At 50.2% G+C, this 21,731-nt stretch carries 14 protein-coding genes and 2 pseudogenes; 6 read left to right on the plus strand and 10 right to left on the minus strand.

What is annotated here, in order from left to right; all coding sequences use genetic code 11:
* Positions 1-46: 46 nt before the first annotated feature.
* The 3 genes from NBH13_RS05820 to NBH13_RS05830 all read right to left on the minus strand — a co-directional run bounded on the left by NBH13_RS05820 (position 47) and on the right by NBH13_RS05830 (position 4,042).
* Positions 47-985 (minus strand): glycosyltransferase family 2 protein, encoded by a 939-nt coding sequence (locus NBH13_RS05820; RefSeq protein ID WP_250779246.1) that lies wholly within the window; start codon positions 983-985, stop codon positions 47-49.
* Positions 985-2,673, minus strand: coding sequence for a glycosyltransferase family 4 protein (locus NBH13_RS05825; RefSeq protein WP_250779247.1), 1,689 nt, complete (start codon positions 2,671-2,673; stop codon positions 985-987). Before NBH13_RS05825 ends, NBH13_RS05820 begins: the two co-directional genes overlap by 1 nt.
* Before the next feature lie 166 nt (positions 2,674-2,839).
* Positions 2,840-4,042 carry a polysaccharide pyruvyl transferase family protein gene (locus tag NBH13_RS05830; protein WP_250779248.1) on the minus strand — a complete coding sequence of 401 codons (1,203 nt, stop codon included), beginning with the start codon at positions 4,040-4,042 and terminating at the stop codon, positions 2,840-2,842.
* A 131-nt stretch (positions 4,043-4,173) separates the two neighbouring features.
* Between NBH13_RS05830 and NBH13_RS05835 the strand changes: the two are divergent.
* Positions 4,174-5,408: pseudogene (locus NBH13_RS05835) on the plus strand (ISL3 family transposase).
* Between the two features lie 406 nt (positions 5,409-5,814).
* Here NBH13_RS05835 and NBH13_RS05840 read toward each other — a convergent pair.
* Positions 5,815-6,531, minus strand: coding sequence for a glycosyltransferase family 2 protein (locus NBH13_RS05840; RefSeq protein ID WP_250779249.1), 717 nt, complete (start codon positions 6,529-6,531; stop codon positions 5,815-5,817).
* A 679-nt stretch (positions 6,532-7,210) separates the two neighbouring features.
* On the opposite strand from NBH13_RS05840, the pseudogene NBH13_RS05845 reads away from it, so the two are divergent.
* Both NBH13_RS05845 and NBH13_RS05850 read left to right on the plus strand, forming a co-directional pair.
* Positions 7,211-8,455 (plus strand): annotated as a pseudogene (locus tag NBH13_RS05845) (transposase family protein).
* A complete protein-coding gene (locus tag NBH13_RS05850) occupies positions 8,371-9,591 on the plus strand; it encodes an acyltransferase (RefSeq protein ID WP_284703017.1) in 1,221 nt (406 codons plus the stop codon). Before NBH13_RS05845 ends, NBH13_RS05850 begins: the two are co-directional and overlap by 85 nt.
* 88 nt (positions 9,592-9,679) lie before the next feature.
* Here NBH13_RS05850 and NBH13_RS05855 read toward each other — a convergent pair whose 3' ends face one another.
* Positions 9,680-11,734 (minus strand): DUF6541 family protein, encoded by a 2,055-nt coding sequence (locus NBH13_RS05855; RefSeq protein ID WP_250779250.1) that lies wholly within the window; start codon positions 11,732-11,734, stop codon positions 9,680-9,682.
* Positions 11,735-12,044: 310 nt separating this feature from the next.
* Here NBH13_RS05855 and NBH13_RS05860 point away from each other — a divergent pair, with 310 nt between their 5' ends.
* Complete coding sequence (locus NBH13_RS05860) at positions 12,045-12,998, plus strand: glycosyltransferase family 2 protein (protein WP_250779280.1); 954 nt, start codon at positions 12,045-12,047, stop codon at positions 12,996-12,998.
* A gap of 49 nt (positions 12,999-13,047) precedes the next feature.
* Here NBH13_RS05860 and NBH13_RS05865 read toward each other — a convergent pair whose 3' ends face one another.
* From NBH13_RS05865 to NBH13_RS05880, 4 genes are all read right to left on the minus strand, one after another.
* Positions 13,048-14,166 carry an acyltransferase family protein gene (locus NBH13_RS05865; protein ID WP_250779251.1) on the minus strand — a complete coding sequence of 373 codons (1,119 nt, stop codon included), beginning with the start codon at positions 14,164-14,166 and terminating at the stop codon, positions 13,048-13,050.
* A 19-nt stretch (positions 14,167-14,185) separates the two neighbouring features.
* A complete protein-coding gene (locus tag NBH13_RS05870; RefSeq protein WP_284703018.1) occupies positions 14,186-15,229 on the minus strand; it encodes an RICIN domain-containing protein in 1,044 nt (347 codons plus the stop codon).
* A gap of 36 nt (positions 15,230-15,265) precedes the next feature.
* Positions 15,266-16,930 (minus strand): GH25 family lysozyme, encoded by a 1,665-nt coding sequence (locus tag NBH13_RS05875; protein ID WP_250779253.1) that lies wholly within the window; start codon positions 16,928-16,930, stop codon positions 15,266-15,268.
* A 232-nt stretch (positions 16,931-17,162) separates the two neighbouring features.
* Positions 17,163-18,548, minus strand: a complete 1,386-nt coding sequence (locus NBH13_RS05880) for an ATP-binding protein (RefSeq protein ID WP_250779254.1) — start codon at positions 18,546-18,548, stop codon at positions 17,163-17,165.
* Between the two features lie 303 nt (positions 18,549-18,851).
* On the opposite strand from NBH13_RS05880, the gene NBH13_RS05885 reads away from it, so the two are divergent.
* Positions 18,852-19,559, plus strand: a complete 708-nt coding sequence (locus tag NBH13_RS05885; RefSeq protein ID WP_250779255.1) for a hypothetical protein — start codon at positions 18,852-18,854, stop codon at positions 19,557-19,559.
* A 398-nt stretch (positions 19,560-19,957) separates the two neighbouring features.
* Here the strand turns inward: NBH13_RS05885 and NBH13_RS05890 are convergent, their stop codons facing one another.
* Entirely contained in the window at positions 19,958-20,146 is a 189-nt protein-coding gene (locus NBH13_RS05890) for a hypothetical protein (protein WP_236824442.1), read from the minus strand.
* A gap of 85 nt (positions 20,147-20,231) precedes the next feature.
* Here NBH13_RS05890 and NBH13_RS05895 point away from each other — a divergent pair, with 85 nt between their 5' ends.
* Positions 20,232-21,689 (plus strand): sialate O-acetylesterase, encoded by a 1,458-nt coding sequence (locus NBH13_RS05895; RefSeq protein WP_502801761.1) that lies wholly within the window; start codon positions 20,232-20,234, stop codon positions 21,687-21,689.
* Positions 21,690-21,731: the final 42 nt, after the last annotated feature.

A 21,731-nucleotide genomic window follows, 5' to 3' on the forward strand; every position in this document is an offset into this window, starting at 1 on the left:
AGTTATTATCCTTACAAATTGATAGCAAAACGCATACGTCAATTCATCAACGTGCAGTTGAGTCAACCGGCGTCTGGGGGAAGTCAACCTTTGGATTAAATTCACGCGCCTCCAGCAACTTTCCATACACCTGTCGCTGAAGTTTTTTGTCTACGTTTCCTCGACGCATATTATTGCGGACCATAGCGCAGAAACGCAGATACTGGTACAGGCCTTCATGGTGCAGATGATAAGAAGCCTCATTACGGGCGCCATAGAGGAATTTCCATACGTTCTTCTCATTGATCATGCCGAAGTTCACGCCTCTATTCACACCCATGTCATGCAACACCACGCTATCGAGCACCTGCACGCCGGGGCATGCTTTGGTGATACGCAATGTGTATTCGGCATCATCGAACCAAATGAAATATTCCTTGTATGGCAGGCCGAATGCCTCCATGACCCAGCGTGGGATCAGCACCGAGACGAAGGAGCAACGACTGACCAGAACGATATCCAAGCCCTTGGCCTTAAGACGACCCCAATCCCAAGTCGGGATAGGGTTATTCATCTCGGAAATGGTGCCATCAATGAACTTGACCAGCGAGCATGCGAACGGCACATCCGGGCCGAGCTCGGCAACCGCATCCTCGTATCCCTTGTAAAGCTTATCGAGAGCATCTGGTTCTGGGTAACCGTCGTCGTCGAAGATCCAAGCGTAATCGCAACCGATTTCATATGCCCGGCGCATACCGGCGGAGAATCCGCCAGCGCCACCCTCGTTCTTTTCAAGAGTCACAATATCAAGCTGCGTCGAATTCGAATACTTGAAATTGGCCGCATATTCCTCTAAGAAGGCATCCGTGCCATCGGTTGCCGCGTTGTTCACGATGACCAACTGATCCGGCATACGGGTCTGGGTTTCCAGAGAAGCCAAAACCTTCTTAAGTTTTTCAAGACGGTTATACGTCACGACAACCGCCGCGATTTTTGTGCTCTGCATCAACGACTCCATTTCGTCAACATATCGCGGAAATATTCGTTAGCCGACTTCAATTCAGAGAATTTTTCCAATCGATTCTTTTCCGCTTCCCAAAGTTTCTTTCTATTTTCTTCGCTCTCGAGAATTCTTCCCACTATGGCTGTGACATCACGCACGAACCTAGCGGATTCCCTCCGACACAAGCCCTGCGGCGGAATAAGCGTATCTTGTGATCCCACATTCGCCGAAATCACCGGAATGCCAGCACTAAGCGCCTCGATAGTAGTCAGGGTGATGCCTTCATTCATAGAAGAAACCAACAGCACATCCGTCTGGTCATAGGTCTGGCTCACCGGAGTCGTCATGGAACGACGCTGAATTACCGTTTCAAGGTCATATCGCTTGATAAGCTGATCAACGAATTCATCCATATCGCCATTACCCTGCATGATAAAGCGAAGTTTGCCAGGGAATTTCTTGTTCAGCTCACGCACCGCAAGGATAAAAGTCTCCGGGCGCTTCTGTCGAACATTACGTCCCACAAAGCTAATGGTCAAAGGTTTTTCGGTATCCCTAGGCTTAAATGCCAACGTTCCGCTATCCGCAGTAAGCCCGACAAGCGGAGCATCCACCACTTTCTTTGGATCAATATGATGGACATCCTCCAACCAATGCTCAAGCTGAGGAGAGATGACATGATGCAAATCAATCCATTCATCACGAGCTACTGATTCGCTGGGATAACCACCATGGAAAATATATTCCACGATATGCAGCGAATCCACCACATGGGTTTCAGGGAAATAATGTTTTATCCACCATGCATTGTCATACATCCACTGGCAATGATGGATAAGCACACCCACGATATTGAACTGTTCGAACAGAGCCCTCAATAACGGAGCATCCCCCACACGATCCTGCAGAGGCATGGTAAGAGGCAGCAGCACGGTATCGTCAAATTCATGACGAGTAATCCACGGCTGGTGACCATCAGAATCCGTAATTACGATCGGCAACAATCCAGCCTGCCGAGCCAAAGCGACCGTTTCCATCGCCCAACGCTCAGCTCCGCCTGATTGCAGCCAATGCATGGCAATGATCACGGCCTTAGGCGCATCCGAAGCAGCCTTCCCGGGAGCAATCTCCTTCCAAGGATGATGGCTAGATTCAGAACTGTTAATCCTTGCAACCGTAGGCGGTTCAAATGGCTTAATCTCCATCTTGCCAATTTGCTCACGCCGACGTCGCTTCACCTCACGCAACGCATCAAAAAACACCGGAGCCGCAGATTCAATCTCACGATACAAATGAGTGTATCGACCAGCAGGACGATTCTGTTCTACGTCATCATCAGTAGCATCATCGGGAGTCAGCAGCAAATAGCGAATATTACGGTCTACGATCTGCTCATCACCGGCAAAATAATGCGGAGAGAAAAGCGACTTCGCCTTAACCGTGGAAGTTGCCTGGAACGTTGCAAAAGAATCCAAACCGGCCTGTTCCGTCAATGCACCATTTAACGTCGAGGTATCAGTCAAGCGAGGATACTGCCACTTCTCCCCCATGTACAACTTATAAGTAAGCACCCGGCCTGGCTGGATCAGAGCGTTATAGTCCACCGCGCTAAGTACCAACCGGCGCAGGCGCTCACTAAGCTTCCCAATCAGGCGCTCGCCTTCTTCATCAAGCTGAAAAAAATGTTGCATAGTCTGTATGTTAGTAAAAGGTGTAGGCATGGACGTATTGCCATATTTAAGGACCGAACCCGTCGTCCTGGTCTTGGAACTCCACCTTCGCAATCGAATTTCAAGCTATTTCACATTCGCAGCACAGCAAAACTCAATGCATGATCTTTGCGAGCAACCCATAGGTTCAGTATAATCGGACCGCCTCGTTCTTCTTCTTTCGAGCAATGCGCAAAGCTTCAGCTTGGAAGTCAGCATTAACCATAGCAGAAACAGGAACAGGCGATTCTGCCGACATGTCCAAGCTAGACCAACCCGTGCCGAGCTTCATCAACGACCCATGCTTGATGTCGTAGTATTCGTTTCCGAAGCCCATAGCAATTCCTCTGGCTCCAGCGCATGCGCCCAGTAGGTGCATGTGGAAACGACTAGAAATCCAAACCGCATTATCGATGCCCGGGAAACCACGATTCCACAAATGGCTAAAAGGCAATAGCCATACATCGCCATCCCATTGTTCTTTGAACAAATCTAATGACCACGAGTCTTCCGGAGGAATTGCCTCTACAAGGAAAACAGGCTCTTTCTTTTTCACTCCCGATAGCAGAAGCGAAGAAACAGCGGCATCAACCGCTTGCGTATTTCTGCCTACAACATCCTGCTGGAGGCAAACAAAGGCACGAGCCGACAAGTCCCGTTCCAGCCAATCGAATTTCGTATTCGCAACCTCCAAGAACGCATCATCAAAGCCGCAATCCACACCGGCTATGTCTGCGCTCTTGTCATCTCTGACACTCAAGTGGTCGAAAGCGGGGAAGCTCATTCTGGCGAGAACAAGATCCACTCCCTCCAAAGGTGCAAGTCCCAGACCCGTTCCATAAATCAGAATTTGAGGATCCAGCTCCTTGAGCTGAGCCAATGCCACCAGCAACAGCGCATTGGCTTTCCAAAGCTGATTGATGTAACCACCACCCAGCAGGTGAACAGTGTCCATCTCCCGCAAAAGATCAATGCCGAAATCTTCCCGAGGCGTTCCCCCATTACGAATCCAGCCGCGTATTTTTTTCGCGGCCGCCTCAGAGTCATTCAATAAATCGGAGGTATTCCAAATCAGCTGCCACAATGTATTCACAACATGCAGATGTGGGTGCTCATTTCTGAATAAAAGGCTAGCGTGGCTTGGGTTAGGACAATCCAACCAAATTTCGCTATCAGGCTCAGATTTCGCCAGCCATCGAATCCAAGCGCGGGTGATGAATTCGTCCCCCCAATTCGGCTGCCCCGCCGTGGAAACTAGATAACGACGTTTCGTCGGCGCCTTTTTCAAGCCTGCGTTAAACCACTTCATATCTTTAAATTTAAACATATCTTCTAGAAATAATAACGTCACTTTTGGCTTGATTCGACGTTACGCCCTTATAGATAGAGTACAGGTCGCACGACAAGAAAATACTGGCCTTTCGCTGTTTGGTGTGGGTGAAGCGGGTTAGGCGGTGACGACGGTCGGGTAGTTTTGGTGGCATGGATACCACGATGCCGTCCGCCGCCGCCCTGCAACTCGTCGACCCCTGGCGCGTCACCGATGTGGAGTTCCGCGATGCCGACGCGGGTGGGCGGGAGCCGCGCATCACGATTGGGTACAGGCCCGGCTTGCGTTTCCACTGTCCCGAGGCGGGATGCGGGGAGGCGCGTGCCCGGTGTATGACGTGCGGGAGCGTGTATGGCGTCATTTGAATTTCTTCCAGTGCAAGGCGTTCATCCACGCCTCCTTGCCACGGGTGGCGTGCCCGGAGCACGGCGTGAGGACCGTGACGGCGCCATGGGCGCGTCCGGGCAGCGGCGTCCGCGCTCCTGTTCGAGGCGATGGCCGTGGAACCGGCGAAAAGCCAGCCGGTCGCGGACATCGCCGAACAGGTCGGCGAGCACGACACGAGACCGTGGCGGTTCATCCGCCATTACATGGACGAGGCGCGCCTGTACGAGGACTACACGGGCGTGGAGACGATCGGCATCGACGAAACCAGCCACAGGGGGCACCGGTACATCACCGTCGTCGCCGACCTGACGGAGCGCAACGTGATCTGTGTGGCGCCGGGCAAGGACTCGACCACGGTGAAACGGTTCGCGGACGATTTCATGGCGCACAACGGCGACCCGGACCGCGTGCGCCTGGTGACGTGCGACATGAGACCGGGATTCGCCAGGGGCATCCGCGGCCGCTTGCCCGACGCGGCCAAAACCATCGGCAGGTTCCATGTCGTCAAACACGCCAACGAGGCCGTCGGCAGGGTCCGCAAGGCCGAGGCCAGGGAGAGCCCGCCGCTCAAACGCACGAAGTGCCTGTGGTCCGGGAACGAGTCCGACCCCACGGACCCGCGGCTGGAGGTCAAGCGCGATCTGGCGAAGCGGCGGTCGAAGACCGCCAGGGCGTGCGGGATGCGCGAATGCCTGCAGGACATCTGCGCCGACAGCGCCAGCCGCACGGAGGGCGGAGGCCGGGCTCAAGGCATTGCGCTCGTGGATGATGCGTTCGCGGCCGGAACCGATGAGGGCCCTCGCCGGACGGTTCCGCCGGCACTGGCAGGACATCCTCGCCTACTTCGGCCATCAGTGCGCCAACGCGATCCTCGGGGGACTCAACGGCATCATCCAGCACGTCAAGACCCACTTCCCGCGGCTTCTGGAACATGGACCACTCCGGCACCATGATCTACCTGACCCGCGGCAGACTCGGCCTCAACACCGTCACCGCCTGACCCGCTTCACCCACACCAAACAGCGAAACGCCAAAAACACTATATATTCTGCGTGTTGTTTTTATGCACATTGATAGAAAATCGCTAAACCAGATTATATTAAAAGCCACCACCTCTCATGAAAGCGCACTAGGGTGGCTTTCTTATGCGCCGCATCGAAAGGCAACTATGCCCAAAGCCCTCACACGAGCCCAGCTAACTGAATATCCGCACTATCCGTCACGGATTAGCATATTCATCATCCAAAAGTAGCAGGGCGCAGACGCCACGCCAATTTCACCAACAAAATGTCAAAACCGAAATACGAATAATTTCCAATCACATCCATCCCTTAACAAGTCCAAAGATAGAACTCATAAAGGTTCTACCACCCCACCCCAAAAAAGCCACAAAAATCAATAAGACCCTAATCCGCTTGCTGAACGCTTTTTGGTTCAACAAATCGATTTTTAGCAATCCAAATAAGATGCTTTATGCCAGTTTTAAAATACGATTGTTTCGTCTCACCAAGACGGAGCCTCTGCTTAACCTTAATCTCAGCAAATTTCTTACCCAGATATTTATGCGCATTAAGTTTAATCTGAGGAGACAGGTTCCAATCTCCCTCTGTAAGACGCAATTCTGGAACAACGTCCTTACGGAAAACCCACATTCCCGAAAGGGAATCATGAATCTTGAACCAATATAACAACATTATTTCAAGATTAAGCGCCCGCACTCCCAGCTGCAGTTGAGGAGGGATTTCCTTATCCGGATATCTAGAACAAGACACAAAAGACAAATCACGTTCAATCATTTGTTTTAATATTTGCGGAAAATCTTCGATTGGATACGTTCCATCAGAATCAGCACAAACAATGTATTCGCTTCTTGCCATTTGGATACCTGTCATATGTGCAAAACCATATCCAATTCCACCAGATACTCTATCATCAATCAGAAGGCGAAATCTCTTGTCGCCCTTTTCGACCTGGCGACCGACCTGAACAGTCTCATCTGTAGATTTGTTGCTAACGCAAAGTATTTCATCATAAAAGGAAGGAACATCCTTAACAAGGGCAGCGAGATATTTAGATTCGTTGCGACATGGCATCACCAACGAAACCGAACATCCATTAATCATTTTCGACACCCTCCCTGAACCAGCATCCCATTCTCTGCACTTAGCAAATCATGCTCCCGACCTATGTTACATAGCTACAGCTTAATCCACCGCCACGAAAAGAGACGACACATTTAAATTCACAGAAAAAATGGCCTTTCGCTATTTGATGCGGATGAAGCCGGTCAGGGGGTGAGGACATCCGGGTAGTTTGGTGGTATGGATACCACTTCGCCGTTCACCTCCGCCTTGCAGTTGCCCGACCTGTGGAGGGTGTCGGGCGTGGAGTTCCGCGACGTGGCGGATGGTAGGCGCGAACCGCACATCACAATCGGCTTCCGACCGGGCTCGCGGTTCCACACTGCCCCGAGGCGGGATGCGGCGAGGCGTCGTGCCCGGTTCACGACGCGCGGGAGCGTGTGTGACGCCATCTGAACTTCTTCCAGTTGTTTATGGTCAAATAAACGTGTACGGCGGAGGTTGGCGACGTTTTGTTGGACTCGTCATTGATTCCATCACCACCAATCATGCCACAAGACCGAGCTCGCATTGTCGAGACTGAACTGGTCCAATATGACCAGACATCCGGCAAAGGCTACTTGCAGAAAACAAAATTCACCAAGGTTCCTTAGCAAGTAGTATGATGTGAACTGATTTTTTGTTCCGCATTTCCCCTAACTCGATGGGAGATGATGGAACCATGGCAAAAGGCACGAGATACACGCCGGAGTTCAAGGCGAAGGCCGTCAGGCTGCTGACGGAGTCGCGCGGCTCGCATCCGTCGGAGACCAAGGCGATCGAACAGGTCGCCAAGGATCCGGGGGTCGCGCCGGAGACCAGGCAGTCGGCCGAGGACGCGATGGTGGAGTTGAAGAGTTTGCGGGCCGAGGTCGCGCAATTGAGGCGGGCGAACGAGATATTGACGACGGCGTCGGCTTTTTTCGCGGCCAGGCTCGACCTGACACGGCGTTGATGGCCGCGTACGTCGACGAGTTCGAGGACCGTTTCGGGGTCAGGCCGGTCTGCAGGGTGCTGGCCGCTTCGCTGGACTGCAGGCTCATCACGCCGCGCGGCTGCCGCATGTTCAGATCCGTGCCCGTCAGTCGCATGGCCGCCAGGCACGATGCGCCGGCCCGCGACATCCTCGAGGTCCATGCCGATTTCTTCATGGCCGTGTACGGGTACCGCAAGACGCACGCCCGGTCGTCGGCGCAGGGCCGGGATCGGCCGCGACCAGGTGACGAACGTCATACGGGAATCGGCGATCCGCGGCGTGCGCCGCGGCGGGACGCCCGTCGCCGCCAAACCGGCGAAGGGCACGGGCGGCGGGCCCGATCTCGTGGAACGTGGGTCGAGGCGGAGGCGCCGAACCGGCCGCACGTAGCCGACATCACCTACGTGCGCATGGCGGACGGACTCGTTCGGCTACACGGCGTTCGCCGCCGACGTGTTCGCCCGCAGGATCGTGAGCCGGGCGCGCGCCACCACCATGGACACCGGGGAGCTGCCGCTGCGGGCGCTGGAACGGGCGGTATCATGGGCCGCCTCGCATGGCGGCACGGACGGTCTCGTGCACCGTTCCGACCATGGCGCGCGGTACATCGGCCTCGTGTACGCCACCGGGGTCGGGGAATTCTGCATGCTTCCCTCGACCGGCACGGTCGGTGACTCGTACGGCAACTCCATGGCCGGGAGCGCCGACGGCGCGTGCAGGACCGAGCTCGTCCGGCGGCGCAAGCCCTTCCGGGATTTGAGGAACCTGGAATCAGCAACGTTCCGGCGGGTCTCGTGGCGGGGACTCGAAGCGTCTGCACCGGTCCTTGGACTACAGGACACCGGAACAGACCGAAACCGGGTATTATGCAAACCAAGCGGCGCAAGCCGCCCCACTATAAGGGCGGAACAGAAATCAAGCCACTTCAACATTCCTGTGCCAGCTCCCTAGGCTATACTTCCTTGGAAGAAGAGGACTCAATATTGGCAGGAGAGAATGTGAACAAGCACAGGGACTGGCGCTTCGAGCTCTTACGCATCATTGCAATGTTTCTCATTGTTGCAACCCATTTTTATGCAGCTGACAACTGGTCGATACATACCGATCCAAACCTATCCAGAACATGGGCATCCGCCGCTCATGATTCCCTTGCAATGTTCGGCCAAATTGGAGTATCTTTTTTTATTTTAATTTCCGCCTATTTTCTTGCATTCAATAAAAAGAATCCAATTCCGCGTCTTATAAGACTTTGGATTCAAATTTTTATTTACTCTGCAGGCATATTTGTTGTATATGCCCTATTAAGAAGAACCCCACTTATACCCACAAACCTCAGGGAAGAAATATCCCTCAATATGGTTCTTACTTCCTTTTTTCCAATTACATTTAATGCATACTGGTTTATGAGCGCATTTTGCGTTCTTATATTACTAGCTCCTTTTATCACTATTTTATTCGATCAGTTATCGAAAAGACAAACACTTGTCCTAATTTCCATAATGTTTTGGATGACTTTTGTATGGAAACTTCTCAATCCAACAAACCAGTATTTCACCGACGTGATTTATCTTACAACCATTTTCATGATTGGTTCTTTTATTCGTAGATACATATCTGAATTCCCTAAGATCAAAATATGGCATCTTCTTATCACAATTATCTTAGGCTTTTTTGTCTGTATTTCTTGTACTTATTTTATTAAATCCGAAGCTTTTCTATCAGAATATTATAATGCCAATATTCTTACAGCGGGACCTGGAGCTTCCCCGATCATCCCCGTTATTATTGCTACAGTCATCTTCATTTGGATAGTCCAGAGGGAGCAGAAACAAGCTCCGAAGTTGTTAGCGAACTTCATCCTCTGTGTTTCTCCTGCAACTTTTGGCGTATATCTCATCCATGAGAATTTCCTATTCAAGCAAATTCTCTGGCACTATATTTTTCTTATTCCGGAATCCTCTGGCTCCCTAAAAATTATCATTTCCATATTCATTATTATTCTGTTGTATGCAGCATTAATGACGCTGAGCTGGATTATTCTTAATGTTCTCATTAATCCTCTTACAAGGAAGCTCATACATCGATAAAGGCTGCAAACATTTTCTTGAAGGTTGTTTAGCCCTAAAATACATCATATAGTATATACGGCAGAATTAAATAATTCTGCCGTATATTTTATATTGCTATTTTATATAGTCTCATATCTCCCTGAGACAACACAACGGTGAATCCCTTAGTTTTATCGGTAATGTTGTCAATGCCTTCCCAGTTATGCTTAGAATAACTAGCATAGATGGACTGCACCAAATCATCATTATCTTTAACGTTGCTAAAATCACTTCTATCCAAAATAAGCAGATACTCTGCTCCGATTCGCTGAACAGCTCTCCTTACTTTATTGCTTTCCGCAATCTTATCCAACGATTTGCTTATCTGACAATTATCTTCAGTCGGGGAACCCATCCAATTCCCCTCCCATGCTTTGTAGTACACATTAAGGCTGTCTTGCCCCCACGCATAAGCACTGCCGTCATAAGGCTGATTAAGAACGACCTCCTCTTCGGGAACAATCTTCTTAACCTTTGCAACAAAAGCAGACTCTGCAGCAGAGTAGCTCTTCGGCTGATCAGACGAATTCCAGTAGCTTATATCTCTTGTAATAGCACCGAACGGAGTGACATAATCCCCCTTGCCGCTAAGGTGGAATGAGGGGAAGAAGTTGACAAGGACAATGAGCAAAATACAAATCATTGATAGAAGACGCTGATTTTTAGCGTTCTTTACGCCAATCAGAGTTTCAGGGACCACTTCAGCAACAACTGCTAGAACATTCCACAGCCCAATTCCCGCTAACACAGCCCCATAAAATACCGCGGAGGCACCCAAACGATACTGGTCGTGGTACCAGAATCCAGTCAAAACATTTTTGAGGAATCCCTCAGTGGAGGAACTGATGGCATAAAAAACGCACATAATTAAATAAGCGCTCGTCATCCACAGCATACGCTTGTGGAAGACAGTATATACAACTCCAACAAATATAAGAATTCCAAGTAGAATCTGCGGCTCCGCATCATGGAAGCCTACAAAAGCAACATCGATAAGAGCCTGCGTTTTCCCCTCAAAAGACGGCCACTGCCAAGTCACCGTTCTCTGCATAAATTTCGCATTGTAAAGCAAAGCCCAAAACCCAGCTATTGCAACCGCTAAGGCTACACCGACTATCGAGCCTATAACCTTACGATTCTTCATCACTTTGAAATACGTCAAATACGCTGGAATCTGAAGGAAAAGATATGGAACAACCAGCACGCCAATTGTAAAGACTGCATTCGGCTGCGTCGCCGCTACGCCAACGATCGACCATACAAACATAAGAATCGTAAAGAGACGTTCCTTGAGCACTCTCTTCGCCTCGACCATATTAAGCGCCAGGATAATCACCAAAGGTACAATACTGGAGGAAAGCAAATTCGAATAGAGCGGACCGAATGTGAGGAATCTCCATGGAAAAGCTGCAAACATTGGCACAGTAAAGGCACCGGCAATAATAAAATTGCGATTATTTTCGCTTATTCTGCTCATCAAGGCAAACATAGAAATTGGATATACCAAGCCCAGAATAACCACTATGCTTGCATTAATAGAGATCGGAACAGCTTCTCCAGTAAGTGAAGCTGCCAGAGCGACCAACGAATGCCATCCTGTCGGATAGAACGTGGAACCAGAAGTTGCTACAATATCCCCTGCTTTCACCGTTGAAAAATCACCATTAATAAGGAATTTCTGAATAATTCCCATATGCCACGCATTATCGTACAGCTGCGTATACGAATCGGGCCGATGCATATGCAAACAGAAAATCACTGAGGTAACAACCACGCCAACAGCGACATACAGAGCCAACATTCCCCAATACGCACGCGTATTGGACAAATACGATAACGAATAGCTAGTTCTTTCTTCTTTTTTTCTTTTTAGCAGTAGCGGAAGGAGAAAAACAACAACCGCTATAACAAGAACCGGCAGAAAAATCGTACACCAGCTCCCACGTATGCCTAAACCAGATAAAACTATTTCAATAATTGCATACAACGCTAAAACTAGCGGCGGAGCAAAAACGAAGGCATTTATTGATGACTGTCCAAAGGTCCTCAACAAGAAAAAACCTGGCATATACAGAATTAATGCTACCGCCAAAATAGCGGCAGCAAACCCGAGCCAAATCATCTTTTGCCCTCCAGCTGCTGTCTCTTACCTTAAAAACGGATCATAACGTTTCTAAAAGAGCTAGGCCGAGAACAACAAGCACACATGAACAGACAGATTCCACATTTTAAATGCGCGCCTTAACCCGACGATGAATGCTCGGGTCCCAATCACAACCTGTCGTTCACCTTTTAGAAAAACGTCTTAGCCAAGAATACCAAAATTCAAGGATAAACACTAAGCAAAAGTAATCACTGCGACATTAGAGGCACCATACACCATCGTGCCTATGCGCAAATCATAAACAATCAATGTCAAAGACTATACTGAGATTCCATGCACGAGAAAAACTCAACCAACTGTCGCGGTACTTCTTCCCCGTTACAACGAGGAAGTCACCATCGGCAAGGTCGTTCGTGATTTTAAGGCTGCTTTGCCGAATGCAGCCATTTACGTCTACGACAACAACTCCACCGACCGCACTGCGAAAATCGCTGCGGCGGAAGGCGCTATAGTGCGCGGAGAACCACGACAGGGCAAAGGCAATGTCATTCGAGCCATGTTCGAAGATATTGACGCCGACGTGTACATCATGTCTGACGGCGACGATACGTACCCGGCTGACGCAGCATCTGCTATGGTCGATAAGATTCTTGAAGGCTACGACATGGTGATTGGAGATCGTCTGAGCTCCACGTACTTCCAAGAAAACAAACGCCCATTCCACAACTTCGGCAACCGTTTGGTGCGCGGTTCGATCAACGGCCTGTTCAACGCGCATGTCACCGACATTATGACCGGCTATCGGGCCTTCTCGTTCACCTTCGTCAAGACATATCCTGTGTTGTCGCGCGGCTTTGAGGTCGAAACTGAAATGACCATCCACTCGCTGAACAACAATCTCCGTCTTTATGAGATGCCGATTCAGTACCGCGACCGTCCTGAAGGTTCCGTCAGCAAACTTGATACCGTCGGAGACGGCATCAAGGTAATGAGCACCATCTTCCGTATGATCCGTGAGTACAAGCCGCTACCATTCTTTGGCGGTATCGGCCTAATCATCGGCATCGTCGGTCTAATTCTTTGCAGTAGCGTGGGCATAGACTTCATGCAAACCGGCATGGTTGCACGCTTCCCCACGCTCATCGGTGCGGTAATGCTCGTTATTGCTGGTCTGCTCCTAATCATCACAGGAATTATTCTCGACGTTATGGCCAAAAATGATCGTAAGGCATTCATCGTCGATGCCAACAAATTCGCCATGCTGAAACGTCAATCCCATTAAATTGCAAGGAGCGTATGGGAACCTAACTGCCCCATACGCTCCCGCTCGTCTACTCCTTCAGTACGGATCGTAGCTTGCCTGCTCTTTTCTCGACATAGTCCCAAAGTCGGTCAAAAACCCTCCCCTTATGCCGATCAAGCGTCAAACAGAAGATTCCTTGTCTAACAAAATCCATAACAGTGGCTACAAGGACTATACCGGCTACAGCAATCAATGAGATCAATATCGTATATCTTGAATGATAGAAATCACCCAATGAAACAAGCTGAGTCCAAATAACATCGCGGAAATAGTGTTGTTCCGTAATTAAATATACGGCAAATGCAGAGCAAGCAAATCTATTGACAATCCTGCTGCGGAATTTCATCCCCTTAAATAAAATAAAAATACCAAAACTAACCATAAGTATCGGCAAAGACCATTCTTTTTGAACAGGATTAATATAAGTAAGCAATTTATCCGACTCACCAAACCAGAGAAGCGATAGTACGATATTCCAAATAATAATAATCGAACTACCGATAATTGCCAATACAGCAGCACCTTTATTACTCAGCGACGGCAGATACCATTTATAGTAGGATAACAACACAGTGACATAAATAAAACCAGTCACATTGATATATATGTCGAGATACGATCCGGGAATAAGGTTCACAATACCCCATAGTCCCAAGAGAGCGATACAACATTTTGTATGTGTTGCCTTCCCCATTCCCTTAAGTCCCGCTAAAACAAAAGGCAGAAGCAACAGCAAAACAGCGTAGCTGGTCGCATACCACCAAACATCTCTCGAAATAGGGAAGATAGTATTAAGCCATGTTTCCTCATTCACCGATTGAGGATCAACAATGTATTGGGCCGTTAAACCCACGAAACTCCAAAACAGCAATTCTCTTTCAAGAATCCAAATTCTTCGGCAAGAAAGCCTCAGAGACTGTTTTCCATCAATTAAAAACCACAATGAGATAAGAAGGAAAAGTGTGATCCCTATCTTGCCAAGGGGCATTATACAGAGCTGATAGAAGAGCCTCCTTAAAGAAAAAGGTTCATTCATAATGGAAAAACTGGAATGCACAACCAAGTGATGTGCGACAATCAACGTTACTGCGACAATACGCAGAAGCTCAATTCCGGACTGCCTTGGCGCCTTCTTTTCTACAGTCACTTTCCCTCAATCACAACCGTTACTTCACCCACTTTTGGGCATTTGTTCCGTTGGAAGTATACAACTGCACATTAGTGCCGTTTGCACTGGAACCACCATTCACATCCAGAACCGCATTTTCTGCGAGCGCTGACTGGAACGTATACGAGCCATCAGAATTCTTGACAGCTATCCACTTCTGAGCGTATGTTCCATTGGAATCGTACTGTTGCACGTTGGTTCCGCTGGCAGATACACCGCCATTCACATCCAACACTTTGCCGGAGTTCACACTGGTCAAGGTCACATACCCGTTGGAATCATGCGTCACTTTCCACTTCTGAGCATTGGTACCATTACCTGCCCAAATCTGCACGTTTCCATAATTTGAACGGGAAGCGCCGCTTACATCCATCTTCATAGACGTATTAAGCTTCGATCCGAACGTGTACGTACCATCCGGCAGATCCTGCCTATGCTTGGCTGCGGTTTCGTTCAAACGTTCGCGCAACGTTAACGGCGCCTTTGCAACCAACCACTGTTGAGCAACGGTGCCATTCGGCGAATAAAGCTGCAGCTGAGCCTGCTGCACAGCATTGCCACCTGGAATATCGACAGCTTTGTTGGCGTTCACCGACACCAACGCAATCTTGCCACTGCCGTAATTCCGCACCGTCCACTGCTGAGCAACAGTGTTATTACTCGCATATTGCTGCAATGCCGCTCCATTAGCAGTGGATCCGCCAGCCACATCCAGCATCTTGCCCGAATTAATATTGACAATCTTATAAGTTCCATTGCCAATTGATTCAAATCGATATTTCTGGGCGTTCGTATTATTACTTGAATAAAGCTGAACTCGTGCCCCGTTCGCCGTTGACGCACCCGTCACATCCGTGACAAGTTTTTTATTCGCAACCGAAGTGATAATCATCGACACTCCAGTAGTTATGCTGACGTCGCTTGACGAAACAACGAACAACTGCGAAGCGGTACCATTCGGCGCATACAGCCGAATCGCAGCACCATCCGCAGTATTTCCGCCGCTCAAATCCAAAACCCAATTACCGAGAGCGGACTGCAAATAATATCCCGCTCCAGAATCACGAATAAACCATCGTTAAGCCTGAGAATTATTCCGCGAATACTGTTGCACTATAGCGTTATTCTCAGCAACGGCATTGCGCACATCCAAAGCCTTGCCGGAATTCACATTGACGATCTCGTAGCTCCCATCAGACTGCCTAGTAAAAGTGAACTGTTGAGCCTTGGAACTGTTACCGGAATACAACTGAATGGCGGTGGAATCTGCAGCACTTCCCCCAGGAATATCAACACTGGACGCGACTTTGGAACGAACATTGATGTAATAATTGCCATTCGGAATGGTAACTGCAGTCATTTTGCGTACATCAATGGCCGCTTGTAAATCATTGCTACTCCCGCCATTCACAAACTCCTTGTTCCCAAACGCATTCATATCCACATTGCCACTGATGCCGTCCACTTTGCCGGAGCTGGTGTATTGCCATCCGCGACTGTTGGTCGGGAATGAGTCGAATCCCATGCGAGCGCCATACTGCGCCACCCACGTGGTTTTGGCGTAAATGTCGGCATGTTTCAGCGGCCCTTGCAGGTAGCTGGTGTACGAGTAGACGCCCAGGTTCTTGTATCCGGCGGACTGCAGCGCGCTATACCAATTGTTGACGATATTGTTGTACACGTTCGGATCGGTGGGCGGCTTGTGGCCTTCCCAGGTCCACTTTTCCAGGTCGTAGTACACGGGGTACGCCAGATCGCTCGGATTCACGCCAAACTGTTTGAGTTTGGCGACCACGTCGGCACCTTCTTCTTTGGCGAGCGCCGGCGTGTCCGCGTAGGAATACCAGTAGATGCCGAATGGGATGCCAAGTCTCTTGCATTCGGAAATGTTACGTTGCGCTTTCTTGTCGGCATTGTTGCCTTCGCCGTAGCCGAGGCGGATGATCGCGCCTTCCACGCCGTCGGCTTTCGCTTTGGCCCAGTCGATGTCGCCTTGCCATCCGGAAACGTCAATCACGCCTTTGGCTTGCTGCACGAACAGGTTGTTCTGGTAGTCGAAGAAGGCTTTCGTGTTATTGTAGGTGCCCCAGTGCGCGCCGTAATCATTGCTTTCGAATTTGGCTGTTTGTACTTTCGTGTTGGATTGCGTGGATTGCGATTGCGCGGATTGTAATTGCGCAGATTGCGCACTCACCTTCGCCGAAGGTTGTTCCACGGATTGTTTCACGATTGCGTCGGATTGCTCGGATTGCGATTCCGCACTATTTGCGTCATTCGCATCGGCTACAGCGTCTTTCACATCTTCCGCACTTACCGGAATGAAGGATTCGCCGTTAGTTTTGGCGAGCGGGTCAGGCTGCTGATCCTGCGTACCGACCAGCGTCGCATCGGTTACGGTTTCGCCGGTTTCAATATTCTTGACCTCACCTTCGGGGGTGACGGCCAGGTCTTCCGAAACCACGGTGGCATCGTCGGAGATCTCGTCACTGACGGTATCCGGAAGTTTCGCATTCGGATTGTCAGGCATGCTGTCTTGCGATTGCTGGTCGCCCGTCTGATCATCCGACTGATCGTCAGACTGCATAACCACGCCATTATCTGCAGTAACGGAACCGCTTTGCGCAACAGAATCCTCAATCGCAATATCCTGCAATGCGCAAGCCGGCGCAACCGCAACGGAAGCCGTCAACGCAACCGCAGACAGCGCAGTCACAATCTTCACAACATGATGTGGCGAAACCATTCGTCAGCCTCTCTTGAATAAAGTCATCAACCCCAAATAATTCGGCGCAAACGCCCGCATTGTCAACTGTAACCGCACCCCGCAACCCCGCACATCCCCAATCCCCAAAATCATTCCAATCCCCACATCTCACGTATTACGCACTGAAAGAATCGGTCAGCTCATTAGATACATCCGACATGACATCATCCATTTCCATATCTCCTTTCCAGCATTCTCGCTGACCTTCCCATCACGCTTCGTAGAGGGACCATTTCCAGGAGGGGAGTACGTGGATTGTGCCAGTGGAATCGGGAAGTTCAATGGTTTCTTCCTCGTTAAGCGTGAGAATCAGGCCAGAATCAACGTTGGTACGTTGCATAACCGCTTGCAGAGAGCCGATTTCTCGCGCCCTGGTTTTCTCATTTCCCATATTGGCACACACTTGAATAAGCCCATACGGTTCCGCAGCAAGAGCATCGCCGATAAGAAAGTCAACTTTCTCCTGTTTGGACGTCGGCATAGTGTACGAAGTGATTGTTTCCGTACGCCTGCCGGAAGTTCGTCTCTGCAGTTCGCAGAAAATTGCAGTTTCCAGTCGTTTTCCAATATCTTGCTGGTTGGCGCGTGACACCGCGTAAACCATACCCTGATCGACGGCATACATTTTCGGCACCGCAGTACTACCCGGCTTGAGCATGGTGGAATACTCCTCAAGCTGATACACCAGAAATGCCTGCTTGAACAGCTCGAGTAACGTATTCGCCTTATCCCAATAGATTTTCCAGCCGACCGCTCGCAACGTTTCCACAAGACCATTGGTAGACAGCTCGCAGGCCGTATTGCGCAGCAAAAACAGCGCTATCTGCGTGGCGAGAGTAATGTTTTCACGACCAAGACGCTCGGCAACGTCACGCGCAACCACGTCCCGCACGTAACCTTGGAGCGTTTCAATACGATCAGCTTCAACCATACGTTGCACTGCAGGGAAGCCACCAATAGTCAAATAATCGTTGTATGCGGCTTCAAATCTAGTAATCTCTCGCGGAGAAAACACGGCATCGGCAAGAGTACTGCCTTTTGAAGGCGTTTCGATTCCTCGAAAGTCGCAGAATTCTCGGAAAGACAGTGGCATCATGGCATGCGGACGCGATCTTCCTCGGAAATTCGTTGCGATTTCCTCGCTGGACAGTTTCGAAGACGATCCAGTAATGACTAGCGTCACAGCTTCATGTTCGGCTATGCGCTGGCAGAATCCCTGCCAATTGGCGCATTCTTGCACTTCGTCAAGGAACAGATAGCAGCCATGGTCACGAGAGTCGGGATATTGCCGCCAGTATTCCGTAACAATATCGTTGAGCACAGTGTCTTGCATTGGTTGCAGACGATCGTCAGCGAAGTTGAAATAGAAAATATCATTACGCGAGACGCCGTTTTTTAACAAATCATGAATTTTCTGGAAAAGATAGAACGTTTTGCCGCAACGTCGGATGCCAGTGATGATGTGCACAGCATTGAACACTGCTGGCTGCGGCAGCTCGCGTATGATTTCGCTGCGGCGTGACGGCGTAGGAATGTCAAACTGCATGGACTCACGAACCAGCATGGCATACGATTCACGTGGATTATCCGGCACCATAAGTTCTTCCTCTCGCCGTCCGTTGCGAAACACCCAACAATCCCAGCATAACACTTCTCAAAAATTTTAATAAGTTTCCACCAACACTTATCAAAATTTTTAGGAAGTTACCACAGACGAATAAAACTCCGGAGAGGACCTGAATGCATTAACGACTACAACACGAGTGTGGGAAATCGGGGAAGGACGGGTATCGTACGCTGTATATTGGCATTTCAGGTGGGCGCTCGGCGCGGTCAGCATTGATCGGACGGGGAGCTGTCACCGGGGAGTACAGAATAGTAGGCAGATTCTGGAGGGGTTATGGCACGGCATGGCAAGAAGCCAAGCGAGGAAAGCACCTCGCCACGCGCACCGAGAACACTTGCCGGAAGCGCAACGACCAACACTTCTGCCGACAGCACTGACGCCGCTGCCAGCGGTATCGCAGTCAACAGCTCGACCGCCAACAGAACATTTGGCAGCGAATCCCGACAGCCGCAAGACCTGTTCGACGCAGCCATAGCGCAAGGCATCAGCGACGGCGACGCTTGGATGAACCAGCACGTAAAGCGCATCTACCGCCAGATCATCATCACCGTAGTCGTCGTGGTCGTCGTTCTGGGCGCGATCTTCGGATTCACAGGCGTGCGTGCCTCGCAGCAAATGCGCGGTCTGGCCGCGCTGAACGACTGCAAGGAAGCCGTTACAGCCATGAACACCTCCTATTCGAAGGCGTTCCAGCTGAAGGCGAAGATCTCCGAAGCGTTCACCAGTTTTGACAAATCCTACGATCTCGACAAGCTTGCCGAACTGCACCAGACGGAAGTTACCGCGCCGAAAACGCTGAGCTGCGCAGCAGACACTTCCGCTACCATCAGCAAAGCCAACGCCGCAAAAGCCGAGTACGACAAACAGGCCAAGCAGTTCAAGCAGGCTTTGCAGAAGAGTGACGAATCCGCGGCCACCGATGGCGGTGACGGCGCTGATGGAACGGACGGAGTCGCAGCCACGGACGGCGCTGCCGACTAATCCAACGCAACCGACGCAAACGATTTACTGGACGATTAATTCCTCCAGTAAATCAGTTGATCGCAACGCGACCAATCAAACCGGCCATCAGCCTTACCGTTTTACGTTTCTCCCGACTCTCTTTCGCGTTATTTCACACACTCAACCTTTCTTTTGATCATAAGATCAAAAGAAAGGTAAATGGCAGGCAAAAGAAGAAACGCTGAAATTCCGCCATTCTCAAGACTTCGCAAACGCAACAAGCGTTAACGATTCAAAAGAAACCGCCCCTCAGTCAAATGACAGGCAAAAGAAACGACTCCGACAATACAACAGGCAAACAACGATCGGATGACCATATTCGTGCGTATCGTAGCAAAAATGGCTAGGCTACGACATGCAGACATGCTTTAACCACGTCATGCGGAAGGGGCTGCTTTGAACAGGAAACGACTGGCACGCGTGATTATTGCCGCCGTAGTAACCATGGCGATACTTGTGGCGATCATCGTTGGCTGCGGACCGAAATGGGGCGACGGTTCAGCGAATCCCAACGCCGGTAACGCCAGCAGCTCGAACAGTTCCGGCAACTCCAGCCCCTCCAGCACAAGCAGCTCCAGAACAAGCGACGATTCGTCCGCAAACTATGCGACCCGCGCATCGGTACAACTCCCCTCCTACTACATGGAGAACATGGTTTTCCAACGTGGAAAAACGCTGGTAGTCAAAGGAACTGCGCAGACTTCACAACGTGGAAAAACCGTTAACCCAACACAGCTGGTCACAACGATTTCCCAAGGAAAGAAATCATCATCAGCACAAGCAAAAATTTCCAAAAACGGTGATTTCACTTGCACTTTACCTAAGCAGAAAACAAGTCTTAAGCCATATTCATTAACGATTTCGTACAACGAATCCACTTTGTTGACTCTGAAAAACGTGTATGTTGGCGATGTATTTGTTGCTGCTGGACAGTCGAATATGGAATTGAATTATTCGCAATACTACGAGGGTGCAGGCAATGCCTATAATTTCGGCGGTGGTTTGGTAACGACCGACGATTTGCCGAAGCAGCTTTCCGACAAAAACGTGCATTTCGTGGCGAGCGCCAATTCCTCGAAAGGTACTGATTTTCCGTTACGCGATGTGAACGAGCAGGCCGATTCCTGGCTTAAGGCAACCACCGACAATTCGCAGCATTTCAGCTATTTGGCGCAGCAGTTCGCCATGCAGCTTCGCGCCGCGCATCCAAATGTGCCCGTCGGCATCATTCAAACCGCATGGGGTGGTACGCCGATTCGACGCCATGTGAAGGGCGGCGATATTTACGCGAACCATATTGCGCCTTTGGAAGGCTTCCATGTGGCGGGCGTGCTGTGGTATCAGGGGTGCGATGATTCCATGAACGAGGCGACCGCATTGGCATACGAATCTCAGATGACGTCGCTGATCAACCAGGATCGTGCAGTGTTCGACCAGGATGATCTGCCGTTCCTGTATGTGCAGTTGGCGCGTTGGCCTGGCTATCAGTACACTCAAAACGTGCGATTCGCACAGTTGAGCACGTTAAACAACGCCGGATTGCACAATGCTTCCAACGTTGCAATGACAGTGTCGCTAGATACGGACAAGGGCACTTCAACGTTGATACATCCGCTTGGCAAGGATATTCTTGGCGCGCGCATGGCCGCGCAGTATCTGGCAATGTCGGAAGGCAAGACCATTCCCAACGGACCTCTTATCGCACATGCGAAGCACGCTTCCGACGGTACGGTCGTATTGTCGTTCCAAAAGGGCACCGCAACTGGTTTGCAGGCGGAAAAACCCAATTATTCGAAGGCTGCGAGCGCGACCGTACCTGACTACACAGCCAATTCGAACGCGACGCCTTTGGATGGTATTGCTAATGTTGCAATACCGACTTCCGAATCATTGCAAGGTTTTGAAATTGCTGACACTTCCGGAAAATGGGGTTCGGCAGCGGCTGCAATCAAGGGTGATCAGATTGTGCTGAGTGCCGCTGGTGGAAGTTCGAATCTTAATGCAGTAACTCAAGTGCGTTATTGGTGGAGCGGAAATCCGGCTATTTCCAGTCTGCTGTACAACGATCTTGGATTGCCGGCAAGCCCATTCATTACGATTGTTGAGTAGGTCGGCCAACTGATAGTCGGGGCATTATTCGGATGCGGCGAA

Origin of the sequence: Bifidobacterium intestinale, assembly GCF_023656765.1 — a bacterium.
In the GTDB taxonomy this organism is placed as follows: Bacteria; Actinomycetota; Actinomycetes; order Actinomycetales; family Bifidobacteriaceae; genus Bifidobacterium; species Bifidobacterium hominis.

Bases quoted from the DNA above. Each gene is read 5' to 3' on its own strand.
- NBH13_RS05820 (WP_250779246.1), bottom strand. From the start codon at position 985: ATGCAGAGCACAAAAATCGCGGCGGTTGTCGTGACGTATAACCGTCTT.
- NBH13_RS05825 (WP_250779247.1), bottom strand. From the start codon at position 2,673: ATGCAACATTTTTTTCAGCTTGATGAAGAAGGCGAGCGCCTGATTGGG.
- NBH13_RS05840 (WP_250779249.1), bottom strand. From the start codon at position 6,531: ATGATTAATGGATGTTCGGTTTCGTTGGTGATGCCATGTCGCAACGAA.
- NBH13_RS05850 (WP_284703017.1), top strand. From the start codon at position 8,371: ATGCAAACCAAGCGGCGCAAGCCGCCCCACTATAAGGGCGGAACAGAA.
- NBH13_RS05855 (WP_250779250.1), bottom strand. From the start codon at position 11,734: ATGATTTGGCTCGGGTTTGCTGCCGCTATTTTGGCGGTAGCATTAATT.
- NBH13_RS05875 (WP_250779253.1), bottom strand. From the start codon at position 16,930: ATGGTTTCGCCACATCATGTTGTGAAGATTGTGACTGCGCTGTCTGCG.
- NBH13_RS05880 (WP_250779254.1), bottom strand. From the start codon at position 18,548: ATGGTGCCGGATAATCCACGTGAATCGTATGCCATGCTGGTTCGTGAG.
- NBH13_RS05885 (WP_250779255.1), top strand. From the start codon at position 18,852: ATGGCACGGCATGGCAAGAAGCCAAGCGAGGAAAGCACCTCGCCACGC.
- NBH13_RS05895 (WP_502801761.1), top strand. From the start codon at position 20,232: ATGGTTTTCCAACGTGGAAAAACGCTGGTAGTCAAAGGAACTGCGCAG.